Raw genomic sequence first — 26,540 nt, 5'->3', positions numbered from 1 at the left:
GAAAACCGAATCATCGTGGCGTACCTTTAAAACTATAGATTGCGAAAGATAGATGCGTATTATTGTTACTCAGGATAGACAAGCGATGGGCCGCTGGGTGGCCACCCAGGCCGCAGAACAACTGATTCAGAAAATTGCTGACCAGGGACACGCCAATATCGTTATCGCAACCGGTTCCTCACAGTTCGAAGTACTCAGCGAATTGGCAAAGCAACCGGGGATTGATTGGTCTAAGGTGACCGGCTTCCATCTTGATGAGTACGTTGGATTGTCAATTGAACACCCCGCTTCGTTTTGCCGCTATTTGAAAGAGCGTTTTGTTAACAAAGTACCTTTGAACGCTTTTCACTACCTTCAAGGAGACGGCGACATCCAAGAAGTGATCTCCAAGACAAGCGAATTGATCACTCAAACCAAAATCGACTTGGCGCTTGTGGGCATTGGTGAAAATGGACACCTCGCTTTCAACGATCCACCCGCGGACTTTGACACCGATGCCCCGTACTTAGTGGTGGAACTCGATGAGGCTTGCCGTCAACAACAGGTGGGTGAAGGATGGTTCGCCACTCTCGACGACGTGCCAACGCAAGCGATCACAATGTCAATCAAGCAGATCATGAAGGCGGAAACTATTTTCTGCAGTGTCCCTGATGAAAGAAAAGCCAAGGCAGTCGCCGACACGGTCCAGGGTGAAATATCCTCTATGGTTCCCGCCAGTATCCTTCGCCAGCACAACGACGCCACATTGATCGTCGACGAAACTGCAGCTAGCCGACTTGACCTTGCTACCCGGCAGTCCGCCGAAGCGGTGTCATGAGTGGCTGCATTGACGTGCAAGTCAACGGATACGCGGGAGTAGATTTCAACGCGGCCGATCTGAACATCGAGCAGGTAATAGCCGCGTGCAGGCGACTGCGGCGCGACGGAGTGGATAGAATCCTGGCGACCGTGATTACCGATTCGGTTGGGGCGATGACGTCAAAGATCAGTCGGCTTGCCCAGTTCATTGGCGGCGATACCGAAATTGCGAAGACGATCGCTGGAATCCATGTCGAAGGTCCGTTCATCAACTCCGATGATGGTTACGTGGGTGCTCATCCTCGAAACGCGGTGATCCCCGCTACGGTGGAAACGGCCAAGCGGTTGCTGGATTCGGGCGATGGCTGGGTCCGCATGTTGACCCTCGCGCCCGAACACGATCCCAACGGAGCGACCACTAAGTTTTTGTCGGACAACAACATCGTGATTGCTGCGGGCCATTGCGATGCAACCCTTGATCAACTTCGATGCGGGATTGATTGTGGCTTGCGAATGTTCACTCACTTGGGAAACGGATGCCCCGCTTTGATGAATCGACATGACAACATCATCCAACGGGTCCTTTCGCTAGCCGATCGTTTGACGATTTCGTTCATCGCGGACGGACACCATGTTCCGGACTATGCATTGAAGAACTACCTGCGATGCGTGCCAGATGATCATGTTATCATCACCACCGACGCGATCAGTGCAGCCGGCCAGGGCCCCGGCATTCATTCGCTCTCCGGCCAATCGGTCATCGTCGATTCCGACGGCGCCGCGTGGGCAATGACAGCTGATGGAACTCGCGACAATCACTTTGCTGGCTGCGCTACGACGATGCCGAAAATGATTGAGATCCTAAAATCGCGAGTTGGTGCTACCGATCAACAGATCGCAAAATGGACTCGGTCCAATGCCTTCGACCTATTCAAAGGTAACCTGTAGCCATTCGTTGGGGTCGGGGAACATCAGCGAAACGGAATCTTGATGGGCCGCCAATACATCCGTCGACAGGTACCAGCTCTCTTCACGGCGGATCGGATCCGATTTCAAATCTTGACGCTTGATTGCGACTTCGAAAACCAGAACGTTCCCTTCCCGATGCGATGCAACGTACCACGTGGGCTGCCAAGCTGAGTTTCCGTTGATGGTATCTCGGGTTCGCCCGGCATCGGTGAATTCTAGTTCGTGGGAAGTCCATAGGTCTCGATCCGTGTCGAGGCGAACCCGGATACGATCGACTGCTGCGAGCGGTTGGTCGCGAGCGTGAGCGGTTTGCGGCTGAGGGTCCGGCCCCAAGCTGTCGGACTGGCATCCCAAAGCGAGGTAAACATAGTCCCGATCGTACGATGCAAACACGCCGATGCCGTTGACACTCACCTTTTCGTTGGCCCAGCAATCATCGTCGAGAATGCCGTCGAGCCGAGGACGAATCGATGTTTGCGCCGCGATCACTTGCTTGTTGATGCTGCCACGAAGCAGTTCCGCCCAACGAGGCGTTCCATTTTGCATAATGCGTTGTCGTTCAGCCGATGCGGGTTCACGAGCCGCCGCAGCGACACCCAAGCGAATCGGTACCGCAGTGTCATCCCGTTTGCGATGGGTCCCGCTAAGCAGAATCGCGGGATGAAAGTTGAATTGCAAATCGACATCCGCGACGCCGCTCGTGTTTGTTTTGTTTTCGAATGCTTGCGCCTGCACTACTTCGGATCCATTGAATTGCGCGGGGATCACTGCCGAAGCTTGTTGGAACGCTGGGGATGGAGCGTCAAGATTTTGAAAGGGTGAAACGACGACGGAATTCGATGATGTTGCGTCCGATGTGTCGATCGCTTTTGCAATCAGACTCATCGACGCCAGCTTTGACATTTCAGCGCTTCGACTGGTGATCTCCAATCGCTTTTCGGCCCAACGCGAGACAGAAAGCTTTCCAAATCGTTCAGTAAGACAAGCCAATGCGATGGACTCAACTGCAGGAGAGTCTTCTGCATGCAAAAACACAGACCACGCCATGCGAAGCTGATCCTCTTTCGCTGTTTGGTCGAGGAGCATGCCTAGCATTTCTTTAAATCGGTTCTCATCGCGAACCTTTTCAATGTGGCCGAGAAGGTAGTTGGATTGTCGCAACCTTGCTTGAATGGTTTGCAACCGATGCCGGGATGCTACGCGCGCGGGTGCGATGAGTCGCGCCCCTTGGCTACGTGGCAGTCCATGTGCAATTGTTTGGCCACCTCCACCAATTGATGCCGAACCAGACTCGTAGACTCGACTTAAAATTACGGAGCGATCCTCATCGAATCGACCATGCCTGTTCATGGGATCAATCCATTGAAAAGCATCGCTCGTCAAATCGGAAGCCGTCGCGCCAACTTGAGTTAGGATCGCATTACGATGCAGCATTGCCGCGCCGCGTTGTCCCCACGACGTTTTCAAAACACGATAGACGCCCGCGCCGGTCGCTGCGGTAAAGAATGCATCATTCACATCCTGCGGAAGACTTTCATCTATCACGACAACATCAGGTCGATGAATCGCGATCCAACGGGAAGCTTCAATCTCTATCGATGACGAACCTTCCGGCGTCATCACGTCCACACCGCTGGCACCTAGCATGATGGCCGTTTGATGAGCAAGCTCTCGAGGGCTCACTTCTTCATCTGGCGGTGCGGCGGACCAATGTTCGTCGGCCAATAGGACCGCCACTCGGTTTCGCCACTGCAGAGCTTCACTGCCCACGATCGACCAAGGGACTTGATCAGCAGTGCTACTGATAAACAGAATCGCCGCGTGACGATCTTCGCCTCGAACTGGTTTCCAAACTTGGCCGTTATCTCGGCTAAGAAGAATCGTTCCATGATCCCCAACGGCACAAAGCGTTGTTGCGTCTACTCGGCAAGCATCGCGGATAGGGGATGACGACCGAGTGAGTGCGTTCCAACGTGCCAAATCGTCACTGGTGTCTTTCGCGAGCGACATTTCCACCTTGCGAGGCGAACCGCGATTAGCGTCTTGCCAATTGAGACCGCGATCGTGACTTTGGAACTTTGAAGACAGCGAACCATGCGACCAATCGCCAACCGCTAGTAACGAACCGTCGTCCTGTTTTTCGATGTGACGCAACTTGGGAAGGTCTAGCCGAGGAATCGATTGCCACGTCGCTCCGCCATTGTTAGTCCGCAAGACAGTACCACGACTGATGCGAGTGATGGGATCGTAGCCCCCACCCACCGCGATTGCTTGTTTCGTGCTGAGCCAAACGACATCCTCAAGCGTGCACTCGACCGGCGATGGTGCGAGCGTCCAAGTTTGTCCCGCGTCACCCGTCGCCAAGATCAATCCGCGATCTCCGACTGCCAATCCTTGCTCGGGTGTCACAAAATCGACTGCGTGCAGTGAAGAGTCTTCTCGCATCGCATCACAGGCGGAATAGCCCGGAAATGAAACAGGATCGACCGCTGATGCCGGTCCCATGACCCAACACCCGCAAGCCAACACGGCGATGATGACAATTGTCTTTTTCAGCTCATCCATGATTTCACCCATCCCGCAGCCAATACCAGCACTAACCACCCCAACAAAAGGTTGGCCGCCAAATACAGGAACGCGTGACCTATGCGTCCTCCTTGAAAAAGCATGTTCTTCTCGGCTACAAACGTTGAAAACGTCGTGAAACCGCCTAAAAAGCCTACCTGAATGGCCAAGCGAGCTGGTTCAGGGAACCATTGACCACTAGTCGGCTCCAATCCAGCGTGGCGGACCTCCAGAAATGAGGCAAAGGCACCTATGGCGGCACAACCTAGAATGTTGGCTACCGTGGTGCCCAACATGGTCGAACCGCCCGGAAACGCAGCCGCTGCAATCGTCACAATGTACCGACAAACCGAGCCCAGGGCCCCTCCAGAGGCAATCGCGATCAAATTGAGCCAAGTTGTCATGGGTGTGTACAGTTTTAACCATTGCCTAAAATACGGCTCGAACTTACGTTGGCAAGTAAATTCGGGGTTTTCGCTCGCCACGACAATGTCAGTTTTTGGCGTTTTCCGCCATCCGGTTTGATTGGCCGATCGAATTGGCGATTTCCCCACCTCCTATTTCCGCTTTTTCCCATAACCCGAAGAGCAAATGAGTACGAAAGCTGCTACCGAAACGCGCGTGATGAATGGTGCCGACATTTTGGTCAAATCCTTGGTCGAGCACGGCGTCGAAGTACTGTTTGCCTATCCTGGCGGATGCAGCATGCCAATGCACCAAGCCCTTACTCGGTTTGGTGATTCGCTGCGAACCATCCTGCCTCGTCACGAACAGGGTGGCGCATTTGCCGCTCAAGGCTACGCGCGATCCACCGGCAAGGTCGGTGTCGTGATGGCCACCAGCGGTCCAGGTGCCACCAATTTGGTCACCGCTATCGCCGACGCGAAATTGGATTCGATTCCGATGATCTGCATCACGGGACAGGTCCCCACCGCTGCAATCGGCAGTGACGCGTTCCAAGAAACGCCCATGGTCGAAGTCTGCCGTGGCATCACCAAGCACCATTACTTGGTCACCAAGCTCAGCGATCTACCGCGGATCATGAAGGAAGCCTTCCACATCGCGCAAAGCGGTCGGCCTGGCCCCGTCCTGATCGACATGCCTAAAGACATTCAATTGGGCGACCTGACTGACATTGATATGGATCCGCCGATGGATTTACCGGGCTATGACCCTGTTCCACCGACTGCGCCGACCGAAACCATTCGCCAAATCGCCGCTGCGATCAAACTCGCGCGACGTCCCGTGATCTATGCCGGTGGCGGAGTGATCTTGGGCGGTGCGAGCGAAGAGCTTCGTGAATTCATCAATAAGACTGGTATCCCAACCGTCACCACCATCATGGGCATCGGAGCCGTTTCACCGGAAAGTGAGTTCTCCCTTGATTGGCTCGGGATGCACGGTGCCGCATACGCCAACTATGCCGTTCGCGATTGTGACCTGCTAATCGCACTGGGTGTTCGTTTCGATGACCGAGTCACCGGTAAGGTGGAAGCGTTTGCTAAAGACGCCAAGATCATTCACGTCGATATCGATGCATCAGAGCTCAACAAGAACAAGACTGCGCACATTCCCGTCCGTGGCGATGTGAAGCCGGTTTTGACGGAATTGAACAAGGTCGTTCAGAAGCCAGAAATCAACGAGTGGCGTCAGCACTGTACCGAGTTGAAGGCGAAATACCCGCTGCAGTACGACGACAAGTTTGACGGCATCCTGCAGCAGCATGCAATCAAGACGTTGTCGGACATCACCGCAGACATGGACACCTACGTCAGCGTTGGCGTGGGACAACACCAAATGTGGGCGGCACAGTTCTTCAAGTTCCGCCGTCCTCGCACGTTCCTGAGTAGCAGCGGCTTAGGAACGATGGGCTTCGGCTTGCCAGCCGCGATGGGTGTGCAAGCGGCGCTCCCGAACTCGTTGGTGATCGACATCGATGGTGATGGTAGCTTCCAAATGAACGTCCAAGAACTTGCGACGTGCTTCTGTGAAGAACTACCCGTCAAGGTGTTCTTGCTCAACAACCAACACCTTGGCATGGTGGTTCAGTGGGAAGACCGATTCATGGATCGCAACCGCGCCCATACTTACCTCGGCCCAATCCACCACGAAGAAGCTAAAGGCAAGAGCGACGCGGATCGTTTTCAATACGCCGAAGATCGCTATCCTGACTTTGTCCAAATCGCGAAGGGTTATGGTTGCGGTGCCGCAACGATTCGAGAGAAGAAAGACCTCGAAGGTGCGATCCGCGAAATGATCGCCCACAAGGGACCTTACTTGCTCGACGTCCAAGTGCCGTACCAAGAACACGTGTTGCCCATGATCCCCGGTGGCATGACCTGCGACGACATGATTTTGAGCTAGGTTGGCTTAGCGTCTAACCCAACCCCAACAAGCAAAGCGGCCGTGAATCCTTGGATCCACGGCCGCTTTTTCGTTGTCTGCTAAGAGTCCATCGAGAATGTGGTTACGACGAAACCGCGTCGCCCATCTCAATCTCGTAACCCTCGCGGTAGGGTCGCGAGAGCATGCTATTGGCCTGCTCATCGCCTACGATCTCTTCCTTCGCGTCATCCCACTTCAAATCGCGACCGGTGCGAGCGGCAATGCCGGCGAGGTGACATAGATTCAATCCCTTCATGTGAGAATGGACATCCGAGATCGGCTCTTTACGCTCGCGAACACAGTGCAGGAAGTTTGCCCAATGAGCCTTACGTTCGTTGAATTCAATTGGCAGCCCTTTGTAGACTTTGCTGATGGCATCTTCGGGTAACGGGTTGGTTTCCAACTCTTCGACCGGGCCTCCCTGCAGCGCGCCGCGGGAAACAAAGATCCGTCCCTTTTCGCCCTCAATCAACACCCCATTCCGCGTGTCGTTGCGAATCACCAACTCAGTTCCCCCGGCATACTTCAATGAAAAGTTAAATGCCGTGGCGGTGTTGTAGCGGTCATTCTGAACCGGGTTACCTTGGTCATCGAATTCGACCGGATGCGTTGCCGAACCACTGATGGACTCTGGCCCACCCGTTTGACCATTCAAGGTCAGTGCCCAATTGCAAATGTCAACGTGGTGAGCACCCCAGTCGGTCAGCTTGCCACCGCTGTATTCGTACCACCAGCGAAATTCATAGTGCGCGTTGGTGTTGCCACGCCCACTGTTGTTGTCTTCGCCACCGGCGTCCTTGTAGCGGTACGCAACCCTCGGTGCGGGACCGAGCCAACGCTCCCAATCCAATTCGGCCGGTGGATTTGCTTCAGGAATTTTGCCGCTTGCGGGAGCGCCGCCAATCGCGGCCTGCACCCGAGTGATGTTGCCAAGCCGACCTTCATTGACGATCGCCATGGCTTTGACAAACAAATCGTAGGTGCTTCGCTGCTGAGTTCCGACCTGAACGATTCGGCCAGTTTCCTTCTGCACTTTGCGAATCAACTTGCCCTCGTCGATTGTCAACGTCAGCGGCTTTTCGCAGTAGATATCCTTCCCCGCATACATCGCCTCGACTACTGGTTTGGTGTGCCAATGGTCCGGAGTCGCGACATGGACCACTTCGAAATCGCCTCGCGAAAGGAGCTCGCGGTAGTCGGCATAGATGTCCGCTTTACCACCTGCAAAACGATTGTTAAATCCATCGGCACGACCGCTGTCGGCTTCAGCGATGGCGACCACTTCGAGCCATTCCTTCGCGGTGTTGATATTACCACTAGCCATTCCGCCCGCTCCGATCACACCAATCTTCATGCGATCGCTTTCCGCGGCACGAGCAGGCGACGAAACGAAGTAGGGAGTCGTCAGACCAGCGCCGACGGCCGCCGTGCTCTTTAGAAACTGGCGGCGTTTCGGATTGTTCTTAAACATTAAATCCTCAGAAACAGAGAAAGGGAAAGTGATCGGGAACAACAATCGCGGCAAGTTAGCGAGTTCCGACGACCAGTAGTCTAAACGGTTTCGGCGCAAGGCCGGACCCTACGCCGAGCTTTTTGCGAGAATCATCGCCCGTACAGTAGTTCCCTGGATCACCTACGACGAATTAGGCAGCCGGCCATAGCAACGCGAAAAGAAGGCCTGTAACGAACGCATAGACAACACCATCCACAAGTTCCATCGCGATCCTCCGCCGAAACCAAAAGACATGCGGAAAGTGAGCAGAGCAGTGAGCTAACAACCCGGCGGTGGTCACAAACTGAATCACTGGCGAAAACGACTCTCCTGCTGGCAACGCCAGCGAAGCGAGGTACCCGATTACAAACGCAGCAATCATAAAAAACGAAAACGTCTTAGCAATCGCGACGCCCATATTGAGCGGAGTCTGCCAAAGGACAAGCATCCCTTTGCACTGCCCCTGCTTACGCTTGAACTCAGGGCTCTGCATTTCCTCAGGTGACGAGGCGAATGGAAACATGTACTGCCCGGCCGGGATACCTTTGGCTTCAATCAAGCCCTGGACTTCATCTTCAGCCGGCATCTTGATCCACTCCGGTTTGTGATGCGGCATCACCATCCATGAAATCGAGCTCAACACATGAGTTGCCAATCCAGACAAAACAATAGGCAACCAAAGGTCAAAAACAGTCATCGTCTCGGCTCAAATTTAGACTTTTTGAAAGATCGGCAACAGAACAAGGCGGCAGGCATCGCCAATCCTAACACGCAGACAAGGTGAACTGCACTCCTCGTCAATCTTCCCAACCTCGCATTCAGAACTCAATCCAAAAATCAAATCAGCAAGAATTGCGTGTACCACGAAGTATGACAAAGAGATTTAAAAAATGGATCGTTCCAATAAGCTATTGATCACCGACTTCAATGCAATGCGCTGGCCAATTGTGATTAAGACACTTGTCAGTTGCGACATTGAGCAACTGACCGTTTCAGCGTCCATCCGCTAGAAGGAATGCTTCGAACCACAATTGAAACCCGGCCGCGTTCTCGCTTCTTCGTCACTGTGTGACTGTCGTGCAAACTTCAACTTCGGTAGCGACGGCAATCCTGCACAAGTGAAGTCCGATCCAAACGAGGAACTCGAGACTGCCGTATCATTCGCAAAAACTGTGCTGAAACTTCAACCGGGAACTATTTTTGGATTGATGAGCGGTTCAATCTCAAGCCAATTTGATACATCTGTCAATGCTCTGCTGATCAAACGGCCCTATTCATCGCATTGGCCGATTGCCCATTCTGGCTCGCGAGAAAAGTCTTCGCACTGTATGCCAGCGACGAATCTACGAATATCGAAACCGTTCAGTTGATCGCCTTGGTTTAGGTGGGTACGTCTATTAAAGGCTGAGGCAACTAAGCAACGGACGCGTAGACAAACCCCACCTATACGATTTCCAACAAAGGTTCAATCGGCGTGACTAAGTCACGCCGTGACACTACTGATTGCAGTAGTCTTTCATGAAATGTCTGATCGTTCAAAGTTTGATCTTGCTTCCCTTTCGGCGAAGACAGAACGCTCCTAACACACAGGCAAGGAAAATTAACGCGTTCGGCTCTGGAACGGCAGTGGACACTGGAGTTCCACGGTACTGGATTCCCAAGAACTCACTAGACACAGTCAGGCCGTTTGAACTTCTACCGTTGGAGGCTAGTTCAAACCCAACGAATGCGTTTGTACCGTCAAACTCGAACATTTGAGGCAGCTGAGTACTGAAGTCATAGAAGAAGGTTGCATTGGTAACTTGGTCAGTGATTTCTAAACGCTGGGGCTGCCAAACGTGATCTCCCACGAAATCAACCTCTCCTAAATATTCGACTTCGTAGTTAACTAAGAACGGATTTGACGTTAGGTCGTCCGTTCCGCCTACCGTGTCTTGCAATCCTGCATATCGACCTTCAACGCTAATTGAGTTGTAGAAATCGCTAACGAAGGCGTAGTCACGAAAACCACTATCGTTCATGTCAGGGAAGAACCGTATCGCCCCCGCCTGCTCCATTGGTTGACCAAGACTTTCAGTCCATGCCATGGCGAAGCCATGCTCAATTTCGCCCCCAGGTGTTCGAGAGAAACCGACTCTCGCGATCTCCTGACCGAAATTGAACGTATCTAGCGTGAATAGTAGCTGAGTCTGAAGGATGATGTGATCTCCCACACCAAACGTCGATGAAGGAAACGCATCGAGGACGCCGGTTGTGGAATATACGGGTCCGTTGAAGTCAACCGGTAAACCGGCTCGTCTCGGATGGATAACACGCCCAACACCCGTTGGATCAACGTCCAGATATCCGGATCCAACCCAATCGGGATTGTCGATAAGACGACCCGCTTGAAATCCCTCGCCTGACGTAAAGTCTGACCGAAAACGAACGATCTCTGCTGCACTCAAAGAGAATGACATGAAAGGGAATGTGACTCCCAGAATCAACAATTGACTACACAATTTCAACATTTTGTTTCCCCAGTGAGACAGGTTGGTCATTTACAAAACTTAAAACAGCAAAGGCTTGCCCCTTGGGGAAGTCCACCAAGTTACTAGTTCATCACGTGAACACGATCCATGCCTCAACAGATTTGGCCGGGCGTCACCAGCAACTACTGGGGCAAGTGAGTAGATTAATCATTGCCAAGATACCCCGCTATTGGGACTCCGATGCAATCCTCAGAAAATATCAAACCGCCACCCCTCGCGACCAAAACCGCAAGAAACTGCACACTTGCGAAACCCGCGTGGCGGTGCAATTCAGCTTGACGAATCTCTCAATTCTCTAAGTAACCCGGTGCCGAGAAAAACCTGCTGGCAATCCGCTTAGCAGAGTTCTCAAAAGAATGCACTGGAGCAGGCCCGCTAGCGATCCCCATGATTGACAGCTTCGCTTCCAATGGCAGACCTTGGCTCGGAACGGTGCATTTTCCATCCGATATAAGGAAACTGAATCCAGAATGAGAAATAGAAGAACGTCAGGTACCAGTAAGGCTGGACAAAACCAATCCCGAGTCCCTTGTACCATCCCAGCAGCAGATAGTCGTAAACGAACAATGGCAATGTTAGGTAGAGCGCCAACCAACACGAATTGACCAGATAACGATCACCAGCCCAGAAGGTCTTTAGAGTGTACCTAGTCATCGGAAAGTACATCCCGGTAACAACCAGAACGATGATAACCTTCAGTCCGAAGTACCAATGCTGATAGTAATCGGGTAAGCCGAACAGATAAAATGCGAGCCAAGTGACGAAGCTATAGAGTAAAAGCTGCAGGTGTTGGGGGATCGTCATTCTTGCAACCGAATTTTCGGCAAACGATTTTCAGTAATGGACTCGAGTTCGTCGCGGACACGCACTAGCGATGGAACAGGACATCGCGAGAGCTTTGTTGTCGGAGATGGCGAAATCGGCTGTATGTCCCGATAAGACCTCAAGCTGTGATTAAACAATTCCCCCGTTGGCTCGCAAAACTTGCCCGTTCACCCAACCTCCGTCGGAACCAGCAAGAAACGAGACAACGGAAGCAATGTCGTCGGGCTGCCCCAATCGTTCAAGTGGCGAAAGCTTGGCGAACGAATCAACGAGGTCGTCCGACTTACCTTCCAGAAAGAGCTCCGTCTCGGTCGGTCCTGGAGCCACTGCGTTCACACAAATGTTCCGTCCACGCAGTTCCTTCGCAAGAACCCTGCCCATCGCTTCCACGCCCGCCTTTGTGGCAACATAGACACCATATTGCGGTTGATTTAATCCGATAACGCTCGACGACAAATTGATGATCCTTCCACCATCACACATTCGCTTGGCTGACTCACGCATCGCGTTAAAACACCCCTTTAAATTGACGGCCACCAAGCGATCGAATGCGTCGTCATCAAATTCCGCAATGGTGGAGGTCGTCAGCATCCCGGCATTGTTGACCAAGACACCAAGGCCGCCGAACGATGATTCGGCGAAATTGAACAACGCCGACACCGCAACCGGGTCGCTTACGTCCGCTCGGAAGCAGTCGGCTTTTCCACCAACATCCCGGATACTCGCGACAAGTGCCTCGGCGGGCGCGGCTTCGCTTGAGTAGTTGATGACCACGGCGAAACCATCGGTCGCTAGTCGCATAGCAATCGACGCACCAATCCCCCGGGAAGCTCCAGTGACAATGGCCACTTTTGCATACGTTTCATTCATAGCTATGCTCCATTCTTTTTGCCGAACACTTTCGTTGGCTCGATAGCGAGCGACTGAGCTCACATTTACTTATCGTACGCACTGCTAAAGATCTGACTCGCCTAAGTGTTTCCTCGAATCAAGCAAACTCCGCAAGGGTCGTGAACTGGAGCAGACTGCCGCAGCGAGCCATTTCGCTGTTTACCTGAGTACACCTCTTTTGAGTGCGTTACCTCAACGCAACCCACTTCATCGCAATGCGACACAGTGCGTTGCTGATACCTTGCAATGTCACACTTTAGCCTGATCATCCAAGGACGGCATCATCCAACGATTGCCTCGTGGCTTTTCCGTCGTTGTCCATCAACCGAGAACAGATCATAGTCTCGCAGTAGCCAAAGCGTTACGCACGCAGCAAGCATCGGGATGGCAGCAAAGAACAATAAGTGCGGGTACGTCCATGGATCAAAGTACTGCTTGTACGAACTGAACGTAGAAATCGCGTGGAGGATTAAAATGACAGCGTAAGAGTAGGTACGCAGGGTGCCTGTTAAGAATGCCAATACAACAAGCATTTGCACTCCTCCTACCACGTACGCAAGGCCTGTCGTAAGAGACTGCACGTTATAGAACTTTGCAAAAACGGCTGCCGCGTGCTCTGGATTGATGAATTTATCAACAGTCCACATGACAAACACGATACCAACCCCGAGCCGAAGCATGAGCAAGCACCAGGCAACTCGAGTTGGGGAAGGATAGGACATGTTCGGCGAAGGATTCATATGTTGTTTGTTTACGATTGGAGTTCGTGATGGAGCAGGAACCAAACGGTGGTAAAGCAGGTTCCCGCAATGATCCATTGGATGTGCAGAAGAACCGTCACTTGGTCATGCACTCAATAGCAAGTGAATCAAACCTTTGGTTCCGCTATCTATCGGCACAACGAGTTCAAGGCTTTTCCGTCGACATCACCGCGCCAAACGAGCTTAAGATCCCTCACTCACCCCTCTTGCTGCTAATCAATAAAGATCAGCACGTCGTTGAAGCGGACTAGTTAACGAGCGAGCCACAATGTTCGAACAATCGCACTGCGACAGCCAAACCTACAAGCGGAATTTCCGCTTGCACCCCGATAGATCAACGTGGCAGCAATACCCCCAGAGACAGAATTCGTTGCCCGGTCCAACAGTTCGTCTCAAGATCGCTAAAAACTGAGCTTCGGAGATTTGCGATCAAAACGATTGATTCTTATTCATGACAGTTACTTTTCCTTTGGCTCGTTGTAGATGTCGAGACGCTCACATCGTCCGCCTCAGAAACCTATCGAATGAATATCAGGAGCAACCGTGCCCCTAATCATCCCCCGAACCAATCAACGACGCGCAGCCTGTTGACGCCAGTTCGGTGACTCGCTTGGTGACTCGTTTTGCACCGGCAACAGAAAGACAGGAAGACATGCATTGCGGGTGAACAGAACAAAGAGTTCGACGCTTCGTCCTGACATTACGATTAAACGCCATCACCCATCCGGTGCATGCACCAGATTCCGACCATCGAACTCGGAAATTTCGCGATCTTCTGTCGAGACTATGGGGTTCGCAGGATTACTTCCATCTTTCGCCCCTTCGCCAGTTCGTCGACAAGCTTGTCTAGGTATCGAACATGCCTAGTGAGAGGCGTCTCAATTTCCTCGATCCGATAGCCACAGATGGATCCCGTGATCAAGATCGCGCGAGGGTTCAAAGTGGCTTCAGCAAAGAACTGCTTGAACGTTGCTTCGCTCGCAATCAAGCGTTCTAAATCCTTAGCGTCAAATTTAGTCAGCCAGAATATGACTTGGTGAAGTTCAGCAACCGTGCGTCCTTTCTTCCGGATCTTCGTGACGTAGTGCGGGTAAACCGATGCAAACGTCAGGCTTGCAATCCGCTCGTCATGACTAGGGGTGGTTTTCACAGTGTTCTCACAATTCGTCACGCCACACGCCATCGCAGGCATTCGAAATAACCTTTTAAAGCATAGGCGATCGAGCAGCAGTCGAAGGCGAAGGGCGACGACCTTGGGCCAGACACCCCAGTCTCCACTAAGTCAACACGACCACCCGATCACGAGTTCACTCGTCGATTGTAGCCATACAAAAACTTGGCCACTGAACTGCCGATATCACTGTCCAATCCCACTGAATGCCCAAATCTCTATTCGCAAATACGGCAACTAGGCTGTCAACACTTATCCTGTACGGGACCTGCAAAAGGGCCACCCGAACAATATCAGGTCAAAAGTAGGGGTGGCAGGACTTGAACCCGCGGCCAAGGAATTATGAGTTCCCTGCTCTAACCAACTGAGCTACACCCCCTGGTGAATGGCTATTTTACTCAATTGTGCGTTGTGGGCTATGCTGGGCGAATGCGGTTTTCTTTCAGTACCCCCAACTTGTTGAAGTTCATGAAATCAGCGTCAATTTTTCGGCTACTGTTCCTTGTCTTGTTTCTTGGTATCGAGGTTCTCGTTTGCGGAATTTCTCTGGGACAAGACGTCGACGTTAACACGAGTGTGAACCCGGGCATCAACGATTCGTTCCTAGATCCAGCTCTGGAAATTGAGTCCTGGTTGGAAAAGTTTGAAGTCGAAAGTCGCGAGGTTTACCGTGCAAGAGAAAGTATCTTGGCAGCGATGGGCATCAAGCAGGGTGACCATGTGGCCGATATTGGTGCGGGCACAGGCTTTTTCTCGTTGATGATGAACGAGGCGGTTGGTAAAGGCGGTTGGTGCTACAGTGTCGAACTTTCGCCAAAGTTTGCTCAGCATCTTACGAAGTTGTTCGCCGACAAAAAAATCGACAACTCCACCACCGTGCTATGCCGAGACGATTCGGTTTGTTTACCGCCAAACTCGATCGACTTCGCGTTCATTTGCGACGTCTACCACCATTTCGAATTTCCGCATTCAACCATGCAGTCGATTCACCAAGCGTTGAAGCAGGGCGGGCGTGTGGTCGTGATTGACTTTGAGCGTATTGAGGGTGAGTCACGAGAGTGGACAATGGGCCACGTGAGGGCGGGCAAGCAGACCTTCATCGATGAGATCTCGGAAGCCGGATTTGAGTTGACCGCCGAACGCACCATCAACGGCTTTGACGAGAACTACTTTCTTGAATTCCGCAAACGTCCGATGACCGGAAGCGGCAATTGACTCAGTCGAAGCACCCTATTGGGCTCGTGTCCGCCACGACGATTGTTGCCGCAAGCATGATCGGTGTTGGCGTGTTCACGACCAGCGGATTCGCACTCGATGCCCTTGGGTCACCATCGCGCGTCATGCTGGCCTGGGCCATTGGTAGCGTTATCGCCATGTGCGGCGCGGTCAGCTATGCGTCACTCGCCCAGCGATTCACGGAATCCGGTGGCGAGTATTTGTTCTTAGCCCGGGCTCTGCATCCATCCGCTGGACTGACCGCTGGCTTCGTTTCGTTGCTTGCGGGATTCACGGGCCCCATCGCGGCAGCAGCATTGGGACTGGAGGCCTACGCCGGACCATTGTTGTTTGCACCCGATCATTTGCCTCCGCCATCAACAATTGCGATTAGCGTGATCGTTGCCGCCGCCATGCTCAATACGTTTCGAGTTTCGATGGCAGCTCGAGTGCAAGACGTAATTGTGCTTACGAAATTGGCATTGATTGTTGGGTTTCTGGTTTGGTCGCTAATGAAGATAGGATCGTGGTCGACTAGCGCCCCTAACGCAAACCAGCTCGAACCATTATCGCTGTTCACGCTAGCGAACCAACTGGTTTGGATTTCGTTTTCGTTCGCGGGATTTAATGCGGCAATTTACATTTCGGGTGAGATCAAGAATCCGCAAGCCAATGTCCCCCGAGCCATTATTGCCGGAACGTTACTGGTGAGCTTGATCTATCTGGCCTTGAACGCTGTGTTCGTTTATGCGGCACCGATGGAAACGATCACTTCGCAGGACAAGATTTCCGAAGTGGCGGCAACCGCCGCGCAAGCCATTGGCGGTTTTGGACTGGAACAACTGGTGCGAATCGCAATCGCCGTGGCATTAGCGACTTCGGTCACGGCGATGATGATGACGGGCCCGCGGGTCTATGCGAAAATGGCAGATGACGGATACATGCCGAGTTGGTTCTCGTTTCGCGAACAGCCTCCCGCGATTGCGGTTTGGTTTCAGGCAGGATTAGCAATCGCGGTCGTCGCGATTTCGCAATTGAAAGACCTGCTGAGCTACCTTGGCTTAACTCTATCGTTGTGTTCGGCGCTCGCGATCAGCACGCTGTTTTTGCTGAGAGCTAGAGGCCAAATTAGCAAGCTTCCATTTTGGGGAATTCCACCAACGGTGTTCATTGCCGCGACAGTGGGATTCGGCGTTCTCGCTTCCTGGGGCAACCCCATTCCCGCCTACGCAGCAGTGGGGACACTGCTGCTGGGTTTGGCGATTTACCCGTTCTTGCGAGTGAAAGCCTGATTGTTGCAGGGAGCCCTGTTTGTTGCAGGGAGCCCTGTTTGTCGCGGAGAACACGAGTGCAACAGCTTCGAAACGTAGCTCTAGAACTAGGAACGCTGAGGCTCAACGACCACCTTCATTTGGTCCGGGTCGCCGGCGTGCAGTCTTTCAAACCATGCAGGTCCGTCGCTGAGCGATATTTTGGACGTGATCAACGGTGCGACGTTGATGATACCGCGGGCCATCAGGTCGATGCATTGAGGGTACTCTCCGTTGCAACCGCAAGTTCCATGCAAGGTGATTTCCCGCGTTACAACAGACTGCAACGGCAATTCAATAGTCGGCGACACATTGCCCACTAGCGTGACGTGGCCGCCCTTACGAACGGATTCAATCGCGGTCTTCACCGTGGGAGTCGCACCGACCACTTCGAGAGCCACATCAGCGCCGCGTCCTTCGGTCATTTCACGAATCACTGCGGGGACGTCGCATTGGTCGCCACGTAGCACTTCGTCGGCGCCGAGTTCCTTGGCGGCGGCGAGTCGCTTGTCGTTCAGGTCGACGGCGATCACTCGCGAAGCACCGGCGGCACGAACGGCCTGCACGACCAACAGGCCAATCATCCCGGCACCGACAACCACGGCTGTGTCGCCCAATTGAATAGGTGTGACTTCAGCCGCGTGAACGGCGACGGAGACCGCTTCGACCAGAGCGGCGTGCTCAAAGGACAAGTTGTCAGGAATGCGATAGACGATCCGGCGGGGCACACTGATTCGTTCAGCGAACGCGCCATGACGACGGTAATCGCCACAGGAAACGCCCAGAACCATACGGTTGTCGCACAAGTTGCCTTGCCCTTTGCGACAGAAGTGACAATCGCCGCAGGAAACCATCGAATCAAAAGTGACTCGGTCGCCCTTGGCCAAATCGGTAACTGCATCGCCAGTTTCGACGACGATACCTGCTGCTTCGTGCCCCATCACCAATGGCGGAATGCGGCGTCCGGTGCTTCCGTCAAAGCCGTGAATGTCACTGCCGCAGATTCCGCACGCTTCGACTTGAACCAAGACGTCGTGAGGACCGACCTGCGGTTCGTCCACGTCAGTGACTTCCATGTGGGAGTACTCGGTCAGCAGCATCGCTTTCATAATTGGCTTCAGGTATCAGGTGACAGGAATTAGGTGAGAACGTAGGCTAGCACGGCCTTAGTCGGCTTTCCAGCCGCAATCAGACCGTTTCCTCGACCTGTTCGCTACCAACGATTGCTCATTCGCCATGTGTGACGAAACCCTGACCGCCTATCACGAATCGGGGCATGCGGTGGTGGGATATGCTTTGGGCGGCAAGATCGATTCGATGCAGCTTTGGGGTGAGGCCGACGACTACTTGCCAGAGCGGTTTGGGGATTGCCGGGTCGCGTGGGGGCGAGTCGACCCAAACACGGATTGGCAACGGCAGCGTGAGATCATGACGATCCTGGCAGGCCCGGTCGCTGAGATGATCTACCGAGGCGAAAAATTGCACCCGGCGACTTACGGGCCTTGGCAACATGACTGGGACACCGCAATGTCGATTGCCAGTGATGTTGTCCGTCATCCAGTGAAGTGCACAAGGTTACTTGAAATGGTGATCCTTGAATTGCATCAACATTTGCAAAAAGAACCATGTTGGCCCGCCATCGCGCAGCTCGCTGATGAACTGGAGGCTCATGAAATGCTTGAAGCGGAACAGGTCGCTGATGTATTGGAGTTTTGGTTGTCGCGATAGCATGCGATCAATCGTCTAATCCAAGTTCTTCCAGTATGTTGGTCAACTTATCCTTGTCGTCGTTGGTCAGTCCACCGACGCGGTCGATCGTCATCTCCGTTCGCTGACCCGTCGTGGGCATGATCGCTTCGATGTGAATCAGACCATCGGTGTCGTAGCGGAAAGCCACATCGACTGGCGTTCCCGCAGGCAAGTTCTTGGGAAGATTGTCAATGACGCAGCGTCCAATCGACGTTGCGTTTAGCCCGGTTGAATTACCGCCCTCGATTACCTCCACCGCGACGCTGGGCTGGCGGTCACGAATGGTTTCAAATCGAGTGACCTTAGAAGCGGGAAGCGGCGTGTTGCGAGGAATCATGACGTGCCCAATCCGTCGGCCTGTCTTTTTATCCACGCCTAGCACTCCCAAATGGTGCGCATTGACATCCGTGATTTCCGGGAAGTCCAATTGACCACCGGTATCAGTACTTTCAAGCAGCGTTGATGCGTAGATCGCTGCCCCATGAGCGACGACTTCGTCAGCGGAAACCGATGCATCAGGTTCAATGCTGGACTCCTTTTGCAACATTTCCGGAATCATCGGCATCCGCGTCGAACCACCAACCAACAGAATGCGATCGATCTCGATCCATTCCAATCGCGAATCTTTGACCACTTTGCGAACCGTGAACCGGCAACGGTCAAGCAGATGAGCGGTCATCTCTTCGAACTCGTCCCGTTTGATCTCGGTCTTTAAAATCTTTCCCTGATAGGTCAGGCGGACATTGACCTTGCTGCGAGAGGACAGGGAATGTTTCAGTTCCTCGGCTTCGCGACGCAAGAATTCCTGCCCTAGTTCTGATTCAGAGGGCTTGATCGAATGCTGCACACTAAATTGAGCGTCAAGCCAACGGGCCAAGCACTTATCCCAGTCAATTCCGCCCAACATCGCGTTGCCATCGGTGGCAATCGTTTGAATCTTCTTTCCGTCTACTTTGACGATCGACACATCTAACGTACCGCCGCCAAGATCGAACACGAGCGTGGTTTGCTCACCGACGATTCGGCTGATTCGATCGACGCCGAACGCGATCGCCGCGGCCGTGGGTTCGTTAATTACCGCACGTACGTCAAGGCCCGCTAATAACCCAGCGTCCATCGTTGCGCGGCGTTTGGGTTCATTAAAATAAGCCGGGACGGTAATCACGACTTTCGAAATTTCACAACCGAGCTTTTGCTCGGCGTCACGTCGAAGCTTCGCCAACACGAATGACTGAATCATTTCTGGCGGATAGGATTGACCGTTGATCTTCTTGGAAAAGGTCGGGCTTCCCATCTCCCGTTTGGCATACATGGCAACTTGCGATGGCATAACCGCTAGTGCCTTAAGTGCTTCCTTGCCCACCGTTACGGAACCATCGTCAAACAGAACGGCTGACGCTGTTGTCAATTCTCCCTCACGGTTGGGAACTGTTTTTACATCGCCCATGAAGTCGACATGCGCGACCACGCTGCGTGTGGTCCCCAAATCGATGCCGACGATTGGGTCAGTGATAGTAATTTTATCTTTCATGAATGATCTATCGTTCCCACTACCAACTCAAACTGGCTTCGGCTTGGCGACCATACCCACAGTTTTGCATGAACAGGGTGACCCAGCATCGCCGGTCCCAGGTGTCGGGAGCCCAGCGATTGAGATCCAAGTCGTAATGGTTTGATGGCGGCAGAGAGTCTTCGATATCGGGCTTGTCCTGCTCTTTTCCCCATGGCGGACCGAGCGAGAATGTTCGATCTGGCTTTGTTGCGAATCCAACGAACACTCGCTTGGTATAGCCACCGGGAGTGTGGTAGTCGATCAGCAACCCGAACTTTGAATCGCTGTCGATCGTTTCCATCACGGGAGGCGATGCTTGACCATCGATCGCTAATGTTTCCACGCCCGCCAGTTCCACTCCGGCGGCCGCCGCCCCCAGACCTCGAGGGTGCGATCCCATGCCTACCTCCAAACGCTGTCTTACGGATTTTGCGCTGTCACTCCGCGATGCCGTTGAAGTCCACCGACGGTTGTCGAGAATGCGCCCTGGTGATCGGAAAGTGGTGGGTTGGCTTTCGACGAATGAGGTCGCGGGAAAGTGGGCTCGATGATCCTCGAGCAATTTCGTCACCTCGCGCAACCGTTTCTCAGCGATACCTTTTTCTAAACCTTCGAGATTTGAAATTGCCGCTTCAATCAGACTGACAGCGCGATTGAGGACCGCCTCACGAAGTTCGGCATCGCGACTACCTTCCACGGCGATCACCCAAGCATCGGCTACCTCGCGTTGGGCGGTATCTGTTTGAGACTGCTTGAGATCCAACTCCGCGGCGCGTGCTAAAAGCCTGTTGTCGCCCATCGAAAAGTAAAGCTTGGCTTCGTCCCAATCACCGCGAGCTACCACAAGAAAGCGACCGATCTCGCCGCTAGCCGCTTGGTTCTTCGGTGTTCCCCGTTTAGACGATGACCACGCTTTCACCGCGTCACGAAAGGCCGAATACTGAGTGTCGGCCTCGGACGCTTCCTTCTTTAGGTCGTTTAAGAGATCACGATCCTTGGTTGACCATCCATCACCGATGGAATCAAGGACAGCGGAAGCTGCGGCAACAGAAAGTTCATATCGATTCGCTTGATTCGCCTCGTCAACAAACGCTTCAACTGTTTCCACTAAGTCGGCTGGCGATTGCCATTCGCGATCAGAAGAAACTAGGCTGCGGATCACATCAAGATTTTCTGACAATCGATCGTAGCCTTCGTAGAACCGGCTTATCGCATCGCTGGTGGCCAACGCGTCGGCGACGCTACCGGCTTGCGTGAACAGATCACGAGAATACCGCCACATTGCAAATCGCCCTACGGGATCCTTCGACGTTTGCTCCCCATCGCGAAAGAGTTGTCGAGCGGTTGCGATTTTCACCTCTGGATCATTGGACTTCGTCGCGCCTCGCAATTCGTTCCCGTACACCTCGTTCACAACCTCAAGCTTCTCGTTCAATTCTGCTGCTGAGGGCAACGGGGAGCGAACGATGCTTGGTTTGGCTGCAACTAATTCGGGCGAAGGTGGCTTCAAAAGATCGGCAAGCGACCGTTGCTTTGGCACCGGAGCCTTAGCACCGCTACTTTCACGGTTGTTATCGGCATCGTCGCGATCGGTGCTGCGCTGCGACTGCGTTGGTCGGTTGTTCGGCTGGCCGGATGGTTGGCGACTTGTTGGAGCCGCAGCGACCACGGGAGTGTTCGAAGCCATCGAAGGCACGGTACTTGGGGCCGAATCGGTTTCCGCGACACTAGGCTGCGTGGCCGGCGAAGGACCTTCGGGGTCAGCAGTTCCCGTGATCCACGAGTAGTCTAGCTTTAGATGTCCTTCGCGAACGGCCATGAAGATCATCAAGATTGCAATGATGCCAGCGATGGCCGAAATCATCCAAAACGGGGACGACGTCTTGCGTCTGCGTTTTGCATTTGCTGCGATGCGTGATTGAACACGGACGGGCGACTTTGGTTCAACCGGTCCCGGTCGCAGGACTGGTGCAGTTGGTGCGGCGCCCGTGGGATGACCGGTAGTGCCTTGTTTCGCCGCGAGTTGATTGACCGGGATTGTTGGTTGCAATGCCGCAGTTGGCTGCGGACCAAGTTCACTCGATGATTCCTTTGATCGACGTCGCCGGAGCACTTCGTCATAGGCAGCCTTCTTGTCCGCATTGAGCAAACACAGCCGCGCCAACGAAACTTGATTGGAAAGCTGTTCGGCTGCTTCACCATGTTCCCCACCGGTTAATTCATGCAGGAAAGACAACTGACGATCTGCCGCGCTATCGATCACATCGGGATCGCTCTCGAATAGAGTGACTCCCAATAGTCGATAATGATGAGGAGGCTGCTCACTGGGTGGAATTCCGAGCCATTTGTGCAAAGGGTCAAACATGTTCCAACAGAGCGAGGCAGGGAAGAACGAAATAGCGGACAGCAGAGCCAATTGTAACTTATCTTCGTCGAGCCGACGTCCCGAGCTGGTATGCCTCGGTGAGCCACGAAGGCCAAACGAGCGCCAAAGTCCCGGGCGCCAAAGTCCCGGGCGTCAAAGTCCCGGGCGCCAAAGTCCCGGGCGTCAAAGGCTCGAGCGTCAGAAGCCCGAGCCACAAAGTCCCGAGCACCCCTACGGTACTGTTTGACGCCGAAGTAACGAGGCTTATCCAAAAAATCAGTGAGCGTGAACGATTCTGGACGAAAAAAGCCCGCACTGAATCGATCAATGCGGGCTTCAGAAAGTGTCAGACTGAATTCTTGGCTTACTTCAGTTCACCGCAATCAGCGATGACGATCTTGGCGCGAGTGGCACCGGATTGTGACCCCAGTGATTCAATCTTCTTGACCAGTGCCATGCCGTCGATGACTTTTCCAAAGACGACGTGACGTCCGTTGAGGTGCGGCGTTGGGACTGTGGTGATAAAGAATTGCGAACCGTTGGTATTACGACCGGCATTCGCCATGCTGAGGATGCCAGGCATGTTGTGAACGAACGTGAACGCTTCGTCGTCAAACTTTTCACCGTAGATACTTTCGCCGCCGGTTCCGTTGCCAGCGGTAAAGTCACCACCTTGCAACATGAAGTTGGGAATCACGCGATGAAAGACGCTGCCTTTGTAGTGCAACGGAACACCCGAGTCCGTTTTGCCAGCTTCGCCGGTGCACAATGCACGAAAGTTCTCGACGGTTTGCGGAACGTCTTTACCAAACAAGCCCATCGTGATGCGGCCAGCCTCCTTGCCATCAATGGAGACGTCAAAGTAAACCTTGTGGGTGACCTCACCATCTTCGGGCGAGCGTGCCTCGACGCTACCAACGAGGCCGAAGGAGGAAACAATAGCCAGAAGGCCAGCGACGATTTTCTTCATACTCAGGAAAACTCCGTTGTGAGTGTGATCTTTGGAAAACGAGATTCTTTAGTTTAACAGGCTGGCGTCGGGGGCCAAGCTGAGTATTTCGCGGTGCCGACTAGCAAATGCCTGTGAAACTCGACTTTCCCAAGCTTTTCTGACCTAATCGAATGTCCGCAGGAACCCACGTGAGAAAACAAGAACGAGCCGACTACGTCCGCGTCCGGTTGAATGAACTGTATCCTGAGACGCCCATTCCACTGGACCACACGGACGACTTCACTCTGTTGGTCGCGGTGCTATTGAGCGCCCAATGTACGGATAAGAAAGTCAACGAGATCACGCCCGCGCTGTTTCAAGCCGCCCCCAATCCGCAGCGAATGAAACAGTTGGGCGAGGAAAAGATACTTGAATTGATCCGGCCATTGGGACTGTCCAAGCAAAAGGCCAAGAGTCTAGCGAGGCTGTCGGAAATGCTAATCAACGACTACGACAGCAAGGTCCCTGCGTCGTTCGAGGAACTTGAAAAGCTACCCGGAGTGGGCCACAAAACAGCCAGCGTTGTGATGAGCCAAGCATTCGGAATCCCCGCTTTTCCGGTCGACACTCACATCCACCGACTGGCCCAACGCTGGGGTCTTTCCAGTGGCAAGAACGTTGTTCAGACCGAACGCGACCTAAAAAAGCTTTTCCCCGAAGACAGTTGGAATAAGCTGCACCTACAAATCATCTTCTATGGGCGCGAGCATTGTACGGCCCGGGCATGCGATGGCAGAAAATGTGAGATTTGCAGGGAACTATACCCGCGCCGCAAATCGCCTGTGGTTTGGAACAAGCCCTAGCTGAAAAAAGCGAAGCGAAATGCGTCACGTTGCGTCATGATATTGGCATCTCGTTGCCTTGCCCTGGCCGATCTTCTATCCTGCCGACAGATGTTCTTTCCTTTCTGCCCAAGCTTCTTACCGAAAATCCCGTGACCGATTCGCACTACGACACGATCATCATTGGGGCAGGAATGAGCGGATTGGCGGCTGGGATCCGGCTTGCTCACTTCGACCAACGCGTCTGCATCCTTGAACGCCACTACACCATCGGCGGTCTCAATTCGTTTTATCGCATGGGCGGACGTGACTACGACGTAGGCCTGCACGCGATGACCAACTTCGCTCGCAAAGGCGACAAGAAAGGTCCACTCGCGAAGCTGATTCGCCAACTGCGGTTTTCTTGGGAAGACTTCAAGCTTGCCGAACAAATTGGTTCGTCCATTCGTTTCCCCGGCGTTTCACTCGACTTCACCAACGACATTGAATTGCTCGAAAGTGAAATCGCAAAGAGCTTCCCTGGCCAAGTCGATGGCTTTCGCTCGTTATGCGGATCGCTATTGGATTACAGCGACATGGATGGTGGCGACCCCAACTTCATGCGATCCGCTCGCGAAGTGATGGCCGAGCACATCAGCGATCCGCTGTTGATCGAGATGTTGATTTGTCCGTTGATGTGGTACGGCAATGCCCGTGAAGACGACATGGACTTCGGGCAATTCTGCATCATGTTTCGCGCTTGTTACCTGGAAGGTTTCGGACGTCCGTTTAAGGGCGTGCGAGTGATCCTGAAGAACCTAGTGAAGAAGTTTCGCGGCCTCGGTGGCGAACTGAAACTTCGAAGTGGCGTTGCCAAGATTCATGTCGAGAACGGTAAAGCCATTGGCGTTGTTCTCGATGACGGCACTGAACTTACCGGGGACCGCATATTGTCGTCCGCTGGAAATATTGAAACAGCTCGCATGTGCGACGACATCACCACAGTCGATGTTGCTCGCGCAGGCAAACTTTCGTTCATCGAGTCCATTTCGATTCTCGATCGAAAACCGTCCGACTTTCACTTTGATCGCACGATCGTCTTTTACAACGACAGCGAGACGTTTCATTGGAAGCGTCCCGACGATCAAATCTGCGATGCGCGTACCGGCGTGATTTGTTCACCCAACAACTACGTTTACGAAGACGATGAAGGAGAACTTCCCGATGGAGTCATCCGCATCACGACGTTAGCAAACCACGACCGTTGGAGCGAACTAGGCGAAGACAAGTATCGCGCCGAGAAGGTGATTCAGTACGATGCGGCGGTCGAATCAGCGGTGCGTTTTATGCCGGACTTTCGGTCCTATGTCATCGACACAGACGTGTTCACTCCGAAGACCATTCGTCGCTTCACATGGCACGACAACGGCGCCGTCTATGGTGCGCCCGACAAACAACTCGACGGGACAACTCACTTGCCCAACGTGTTTTTATGCGGGACGGATCAAGGATTTGTGGGAATCGTTGGCGCCATCGTTAGCGGCATCAGCATGGCGAACCGCCATTGCTTGCAGGTTTAGTTTGCAGGTTTAACTGACGGCATTCGCGGCAGCGAACTTGGCCTTGATTGTGGCACGATTGAAGTACCACAGGATGGCCGTGGGCAAAGCGAGCGCAAAAATCATTCCGCCCACCATTCCCGCGTACATACTCAATTCCATAAATTCCCTAGCTCCGGCGGGCGTATTGGCTACTTGGGTCGCCATTTGCTCTTTCATAGCGGGAAAGAGATACAACAGGTTCATCAGGCTAGCGATAACCGCGGCGATGATTGAATACACAGCGTAGATCAGGGTCCACTTGCGAGCGAGTTCAGACATCTTGAGCAAACCGATACCCGCAACGACCTGAACGATGCTAAAGAAGATCCCCAAGACCATCGCGACAATCGTAAACACCTTGTAGACCATGTTGGTCTGGAAAAGGTCCAAAGCAGCGTTAGGCTGGCCTAAGGTGACGCCCGTTGCGTACATGCCGGCCGAAAACAAAAGACTTAACAAGCCCAGGCCACCGAACACAAGCGACAGTATCGCAAAAACGGTGACCCCCACCGGCCGCCCTTCTTCCAGTTGCGGAAACGGAGGCAATGCGTGTGATTGATTCGTCGGTGCGTAAGGCGATGGATTAGACGACATAAGATTTTTTCGCT

22 protein-coding genes and 1 tRNA gene are annotated in these 26,540 nt (G+C 53.3%); 8 read left to right on the top strand and 15 right to left on the bottom strand.

The window, feature by feature from the left end:
• Window positions 1-52: 52 nt before the first annotated feature.
• Window positions 53-817 carry a glucosamine-6-phosphate deaminase gene (locus Pla22_RS09635; RefSeq protein ID WP_165440583.1) on the top strand — a complete coding sequence of 255 codons (765 nt, stop codon included), beginning with the start codon at window positions 53-55 and terminating at the stop codon, window positions 815-817.
• A complete protein-coding gene (locus Pla22_RS09630; RefSeq protein WP_146514421.1) occupies window positions 814-1,746 on the top strand; it encodes an N-acetylglucosamine-6-phosphate deacetylase in 933 nt (310 codons plus the stop codon). Before Pla22_RS09635 ends, Pla22_RS09630 begins: the two co-directional genes overlap by 4 nt.
• Here Pla22_RS09630 and Pla22_RS09625 read toward each other — a convergent pair.
• Both Pla22_RS09625 and Pla22_RS09620 read right to left on the bottom strand, forming a co-directional pair.
• On the bottom strand, window positions 1,726-4,332 hold the full coding sequence (locus tag Pla22_RS09625; protein WP_165440582.1) for a YCF48-related protein: 2,607 nt from the start codon (window positions 4,330-4,332) through the stop codon (window positions 1,726-1,728). The genes Pla22_RS09630 and Pla22_RS09625 overlap by 21 nt on opposite strands.
• On the bottom strand, window positions 4,320-4,736 hold the full coding sequence (locus Pla22_RS09620) for a fluoride efflux transporter FluC (RefSeq protein ID WP_146514419.1): 417 nt from the start codon (window positions 4,734-4,736) through the stop codon (window positions 4,320-4,322). Before Pla22_RS09620 ends, Pla22_RS09625 begins: the two co-directional genes overlap by 13 nt.
• A 187-nt stretch (window positions 4,737-4,923) precedes the next feature.
• Between Pla22_RS09620 and ilvB the strand changes: the two genes are divergently transcribed.
• On the top strand, window positions 4,924-6,696 hold the full coding sequence (gene ilvB, locus Pla22_RS09615) for a biosynthetic-type acetolactate synthase large subunit (protein WP_146514418.1): 1,773 nt from the start codon (window positions 4,924-4,926) through the stop codon (window positions 6,694-6,696).
• Window positions 6,697-6,799: 103 nt separating this feature from the next.
• Here ilvB and Pla22_RS09610 read toward each other — a convergent pair whose 3' ends face one another.
• From Pla22_RS09610 to Pla22_RS09570, 8 genes are all read right to left on the bottom strand, one after another.
• Window positions 6,800-8,188 carry a Gfo/Idh/MocA family oxidoreductase gene (locus Pla22_RS09610; RefSeq protein ID WP_146514417.1) on the bottom strand — a complete coding sequence of 463 codons (1,389 nt, stop codon included), beginning with the start codon at window positions 8,186-8,188 and terminating at the stop codon, window positions 6,800-6,802.
• 172 nt (window positions 8,189-8,360) lie between these two features.
• A complete protein-coding gene (locus Pla22_RS09605; RefSeq protein ID WP_146514416.1) occupies window positions 8,361-8,906 on the bottom strand; it encodes a hypothetical protein in 546 nt (181 codons plus the stop codon).
• 838 nt (window positions 8,907-9,744) lie between these two features.
• On the bottom strand, window positions 9,745-10,719 hold the full coding sequence (locus Pla22_RS09600; RefSeq protein ID WP_165440581.1) for a hypothetical protein: 975 nt from the start codon (window positions 10,717-10,719) through the stop codon (window positions 9,745-9,747).
• 396 nt (window positions 10,720-11,115) lie between these two features.
• Entirely contained in the window at window positions 11,116-11,544 is a 429-nt protein-coding gene (locus tag Pla22_RS09595) for a hypothetical protein (protein ID WP_146514414.1), read from the bottom strand.
• Between the two features lie 150 nt (window positions 11,545-11,694).
• Window positions 11,695-12,435, bottom strand: a complete 741-nt coding sequence (locus tag Pla22_RS09590) for an SDR family oxidoreductase (protein ID WP_146514413.1) — start codon at window positions 12,433-12,435, stop codon at window positions 11,695-11,697.
• Between the two features lie 302 nt (window positions 12,436-12,737).
• The gene (locus Pla22_RS09585) at window positions 12,738-13,178 is read right to left on the bottom strand and encodes a MauE/DoxX family redox-associated membrane protein (RefSeq protein ID WP_146514412.1); all 441 of its coding nucleotides are present in this window, start codon (window positions 13,176-13,178) and stop codon (window positions 12,738-12,740) included.
• An 823-nt stretch (window positions 13,179-14,001) separates the two neighbouring features.
• A complete protein-coding gene (locus Pla22_RS09575; protein ID WP_146514410.1) occupies window positions 14,002-14,367 on the bottom strand; it encodes a DUF2200 domain-containing protein in 366 nt (121 codons plus the stop codon).
• 326 nt (window positions 14,368-14,693) lie between these two features.
• A tRNA-Ile gene (locus tag Pla22_RS09570) sits at window positions 14,694-14,767 on the bottom strand.
• 89 nt (window positions 14,768-14,856) lie between these two features.
• Between Pla22_RS09570 and Pla22_RS09565 the strand changes: the two genes are divergently transcribed.
• Window positions 14,857-15,603: a class I SAM-dependent methyltransferase gene (locus Pla22_RS09565; RefSeq protein WP_146514409.1), complete on the top strand. Its 747-nt coding sequence runs from the start codon at window positions 14,857-14,859 to the stop codon at window positions 15,601-15,603.
• Window positions 15,600-16,895, top strand: coding sequence for an APC family permease (locus Pla22_RS09560; protein ID WP_146514408.1), 1,296 nt, complete (start codon window positions 15,600-15,602; stop codon window positions 16,893-16,895). Before Pla22_RS09565 ends, Pla22_RS09560 begins: the two co-directional genes overlap by 4 nt.
• 86 nt (window positions 16,896-16,981) lie before the next feature.
• On the opposite strand, the gene Pla22_RS09555 is transcribed toward Pla22_RS09560, so the two are convergent.
• Window positions 16,982-18,022: a galactitol-1-phosphate 5-dehydrogenase gene (locus tag Pla22_RS09555; protein ID WP_146514407.1), complete on the bottom strand. Its 1,041-nt coding sequence runs from the start codon at window positions 18,020-18,022 to the stop codon at window positions 16,982-16,984.
• A gap of 127 nt (window positions 18,023-18,149) precedes the next feature.
• Here Pla22_RS09555 and Pla22_RS09550 point away from each other — a divergent pair, with 127 nt between their 5' ends.
• Window positions 18,150-18,641, top strand: a complete 492-nt coding sequence (locus Pla22_RS09550) for a cell division protein FtsH (RefSeq protein WP_146514406.1) — start codon at window positions 18,150-18,152, stop codon at window positions 18,639-18,641.
• A gap of 7 nt (window positions 18,642-18,648) precedes the next feature.
• On the opposite strand, the gene Pla22_RS09545 is transcribed toward Pla22_RS09550, so the two are convergent.
• The 3 genes from Pla22_RS09545 to Pla22_RS09530 all read right to left on the bottom strand — a co-directional run bounded on the left by Pla22_RS09545 (window position 18,649) and on the right by Pla22_RS09530 (window position 23,555).
• Window positions 18,649-20,193, bottom strand: a complete 1,545-nt coding sequence (locus Pla22_RS09545) for an Hsp70 family protein (RefSeq protein ID WP_146514405.1) — start codon at window positions 20,191-20,193, stop codon at window positions 18,649-18,651.
• A gap of 19 nt (window positions 20,194-20,212) precedes the next feature.
• Window positions 20,213-22,579 carry a hypothetical protein gene (locus Pla22_RS09540; RefSeq protein ID WP_146514404.1) on the bottom strand — a complete coding sequence of 789 codons (2,367 nt, stop codon included), beginning with the start codon at window positions 22,577-22,579 and terminating at the stop codon, window positions 20,213-20,215.
• A 364-nt stretch (window positions 22,580-22,943) separates the two neighbouring features.
• Window positions 22,944-23,555: a peptidylprolyl isomerase gene (locus Pla22_RS09530; RefSeq protein WP_146514403.1), complete on the bottom strand. Its 612-nt coding sequence runs from the start codon at window positions 23,553-23,555 to the stop codon at window positions 22,944-22,946.
• Window positions 23,556-23,719: 164 nt separating this feature from the next.
• Between Pla22_RS09530 and nth the strand changes: the two genes are divergently transcribed.
• Entirely contained in the window at window positions 23,720-24,373 is a 654-nt protein-coding gene (gene nth / locus Pla22_RS09525) for an endonuclease III (protein ID WP_146514402.1), read from the top strand.
• A gap of 131 nt (window positions 24,374-24,504) precedes the next feature.
• Window positions 24,505-25,911 carry a phytoene desaturase family protein gene (locus Pla22_RS09520; RefSeq protein ID WP_242631903.1) on the top strand — a complete coding sequence of 469 codons (1,407 nt, stop codon included), beginning with the start codon at window positions 24,505-24,507 and terminating at the stop codon, window positions 25,909-25,911.
• A 9-nt stretch (window positions 25,912-25,920) separates the two neighbouring features.
• Here the strand turns inward: Pla22_RS09520 and Pla22_RS09515 are convergent, their stop codons facing one another.
• Window positions 25,921-26,526: a hypothetical protein gene (locus tag Pla22_RS09515; RefSeq protein ID WP_146514401.1), complete on the bottom strand. Its 606-nt coding sequence runs from the start codon at window positions 26,524-26,526 to the stop codon at window positions 25,921-25,923.
• Between the last annotated feature and the right edge of the window lie 14 nt (window positions 26,527-26,540).

It is taken from the genome of Rubripirellula amarantea (genome assembly GCF_007859865.1).
GTDB lineage: Bacteria > Planctomycetota > Planctomycetia > Pirellulales > Pirellulaceae > Rubripirellula > Rubripirellula amarantea.
The sequence above is the reverse complement of the archived record's forward strand: the minus strand, read 5'-3'. Positions and strand labels throughout refer to the sequence as shown.

Bases quoted from the DNA above. Each gene is read 5' to 3' on its own strand.
- Pla22_RS09635 (WP_165440583.1), top strand. From the start codon at position 53: ATGCGTATTATTGTTACTCAGGATAGACAAGCGATGGGCCGCTGGGTG.
- Pla22_RS09630 (WP_146514421.1), top strand. From the start codon at position 814: ATGAGTGGCTGCATTGACGTGCAAGTCAACGGATACGCGGGAGTAGAT.
- Pla22_RS09625 (WP_165440582.1), bottom strand. From the start codon at position 4,332: ATGGATGAGCTGAAAAAGACAATTGTCATCATCGCCGTGTTGGCTTGC.
- Pla22_RS09620 (WP_146514419.1), bottom strand. From the start codon at position 4,736: ATGACAACTTGGCTCAATTTGATCGCGATTGCCTCTGGAGGGGCCCTG.
- ilvB (WP_146514418.1), top strand. From the start codon at position 4,924: ATGAGTACGAAAGCTGCTACCGAAACGCGCGTGATGAATGGTGCCGAC.
- Pla22_RS09610 (WP_146514417.1), bottom strand. From the start codon at position 8,188: ATGTTTAAGAACAATCCGAAACGCCGCCAGTTTCTAAAGAGCACGGCG.
- Pla22_RS09605 (WP_146514416.1), bottom strand. From the start codon at position 8,906: ATGACTGTTTTTGACCTTTGGTTGCCTATTGTTTTGTCTGGATTGGCA.
- Pla22_RS09600 (WP_165440581.1), bottom strand. From the start codon at position 10,719: ATGTTGAAATTGTGTAGTCAATTGTTGATTCTGGGAGTCACATTCCCT.
- Pla22_RS09595 (WP_146514414.1), bottom strand. From the start codon at position 11,544: ATGACGATCCCCCAACACCTGCAGCTTTTACTCTATAGCTTCGTCACT.
- Pla22_RS09590 (WP_146514413.1), bottom strand. From the start codon at position 12,435: ATGAATGAAACGTATGCAAAAGTGGCCATTGTCACTGGAGCTTCCCGG.
- Pla22_RS09585 (WP_146514412.1), bottom strand. From the start codon at position 13,178: ATGTCCTATCCTTCCCCAACTCGAGTTGCCTGGTGCTTGCTCATGCTT.
- Pla22_RS09565 (WP_146514409.1), top strand. From the start codon at position 14,857: ATGAAATCAGCGTCAATTTTTCGGCTACTGTTCCTTGTCTTGTTTCTT.
- Pla22_RS09555 (WP_146514407.1), bottom strand. From the start codon at position 18,022: ATGAAAGCGATGCTGCTGACCGAGTACTCCCACATGGAAGTCACTGAC.
- Pla22_RS09550 (WP_146514406.1), top strand. From the start codon at position 18,150: ATGTGTGACGAAACCCTGACCGCCTATCACGAATCGGGGCATGCGGTG.
- Pla22_RS09545 (WP_146514405.1), bottom strand. From the start codon at position 20,193: ATGAAAGATAAAATTACTATCACTGACCCAATCGTCGGCATCGATTTG.
- Pla22_RS09540 (WP_146514404.1), bottom strand. From the start codon at position 22,579: ATGTTTGACCCTTTGCACAAATGGCTCGGAATTCCACCCAGTGAGCAG.
- Pla22_RS09515 (WP_146514401.1), bottom strand. From the start codon at position 26,526: ATGTCGTCTAATCCATCGCCTTACGCACCGACGAATCAATCACACGCA.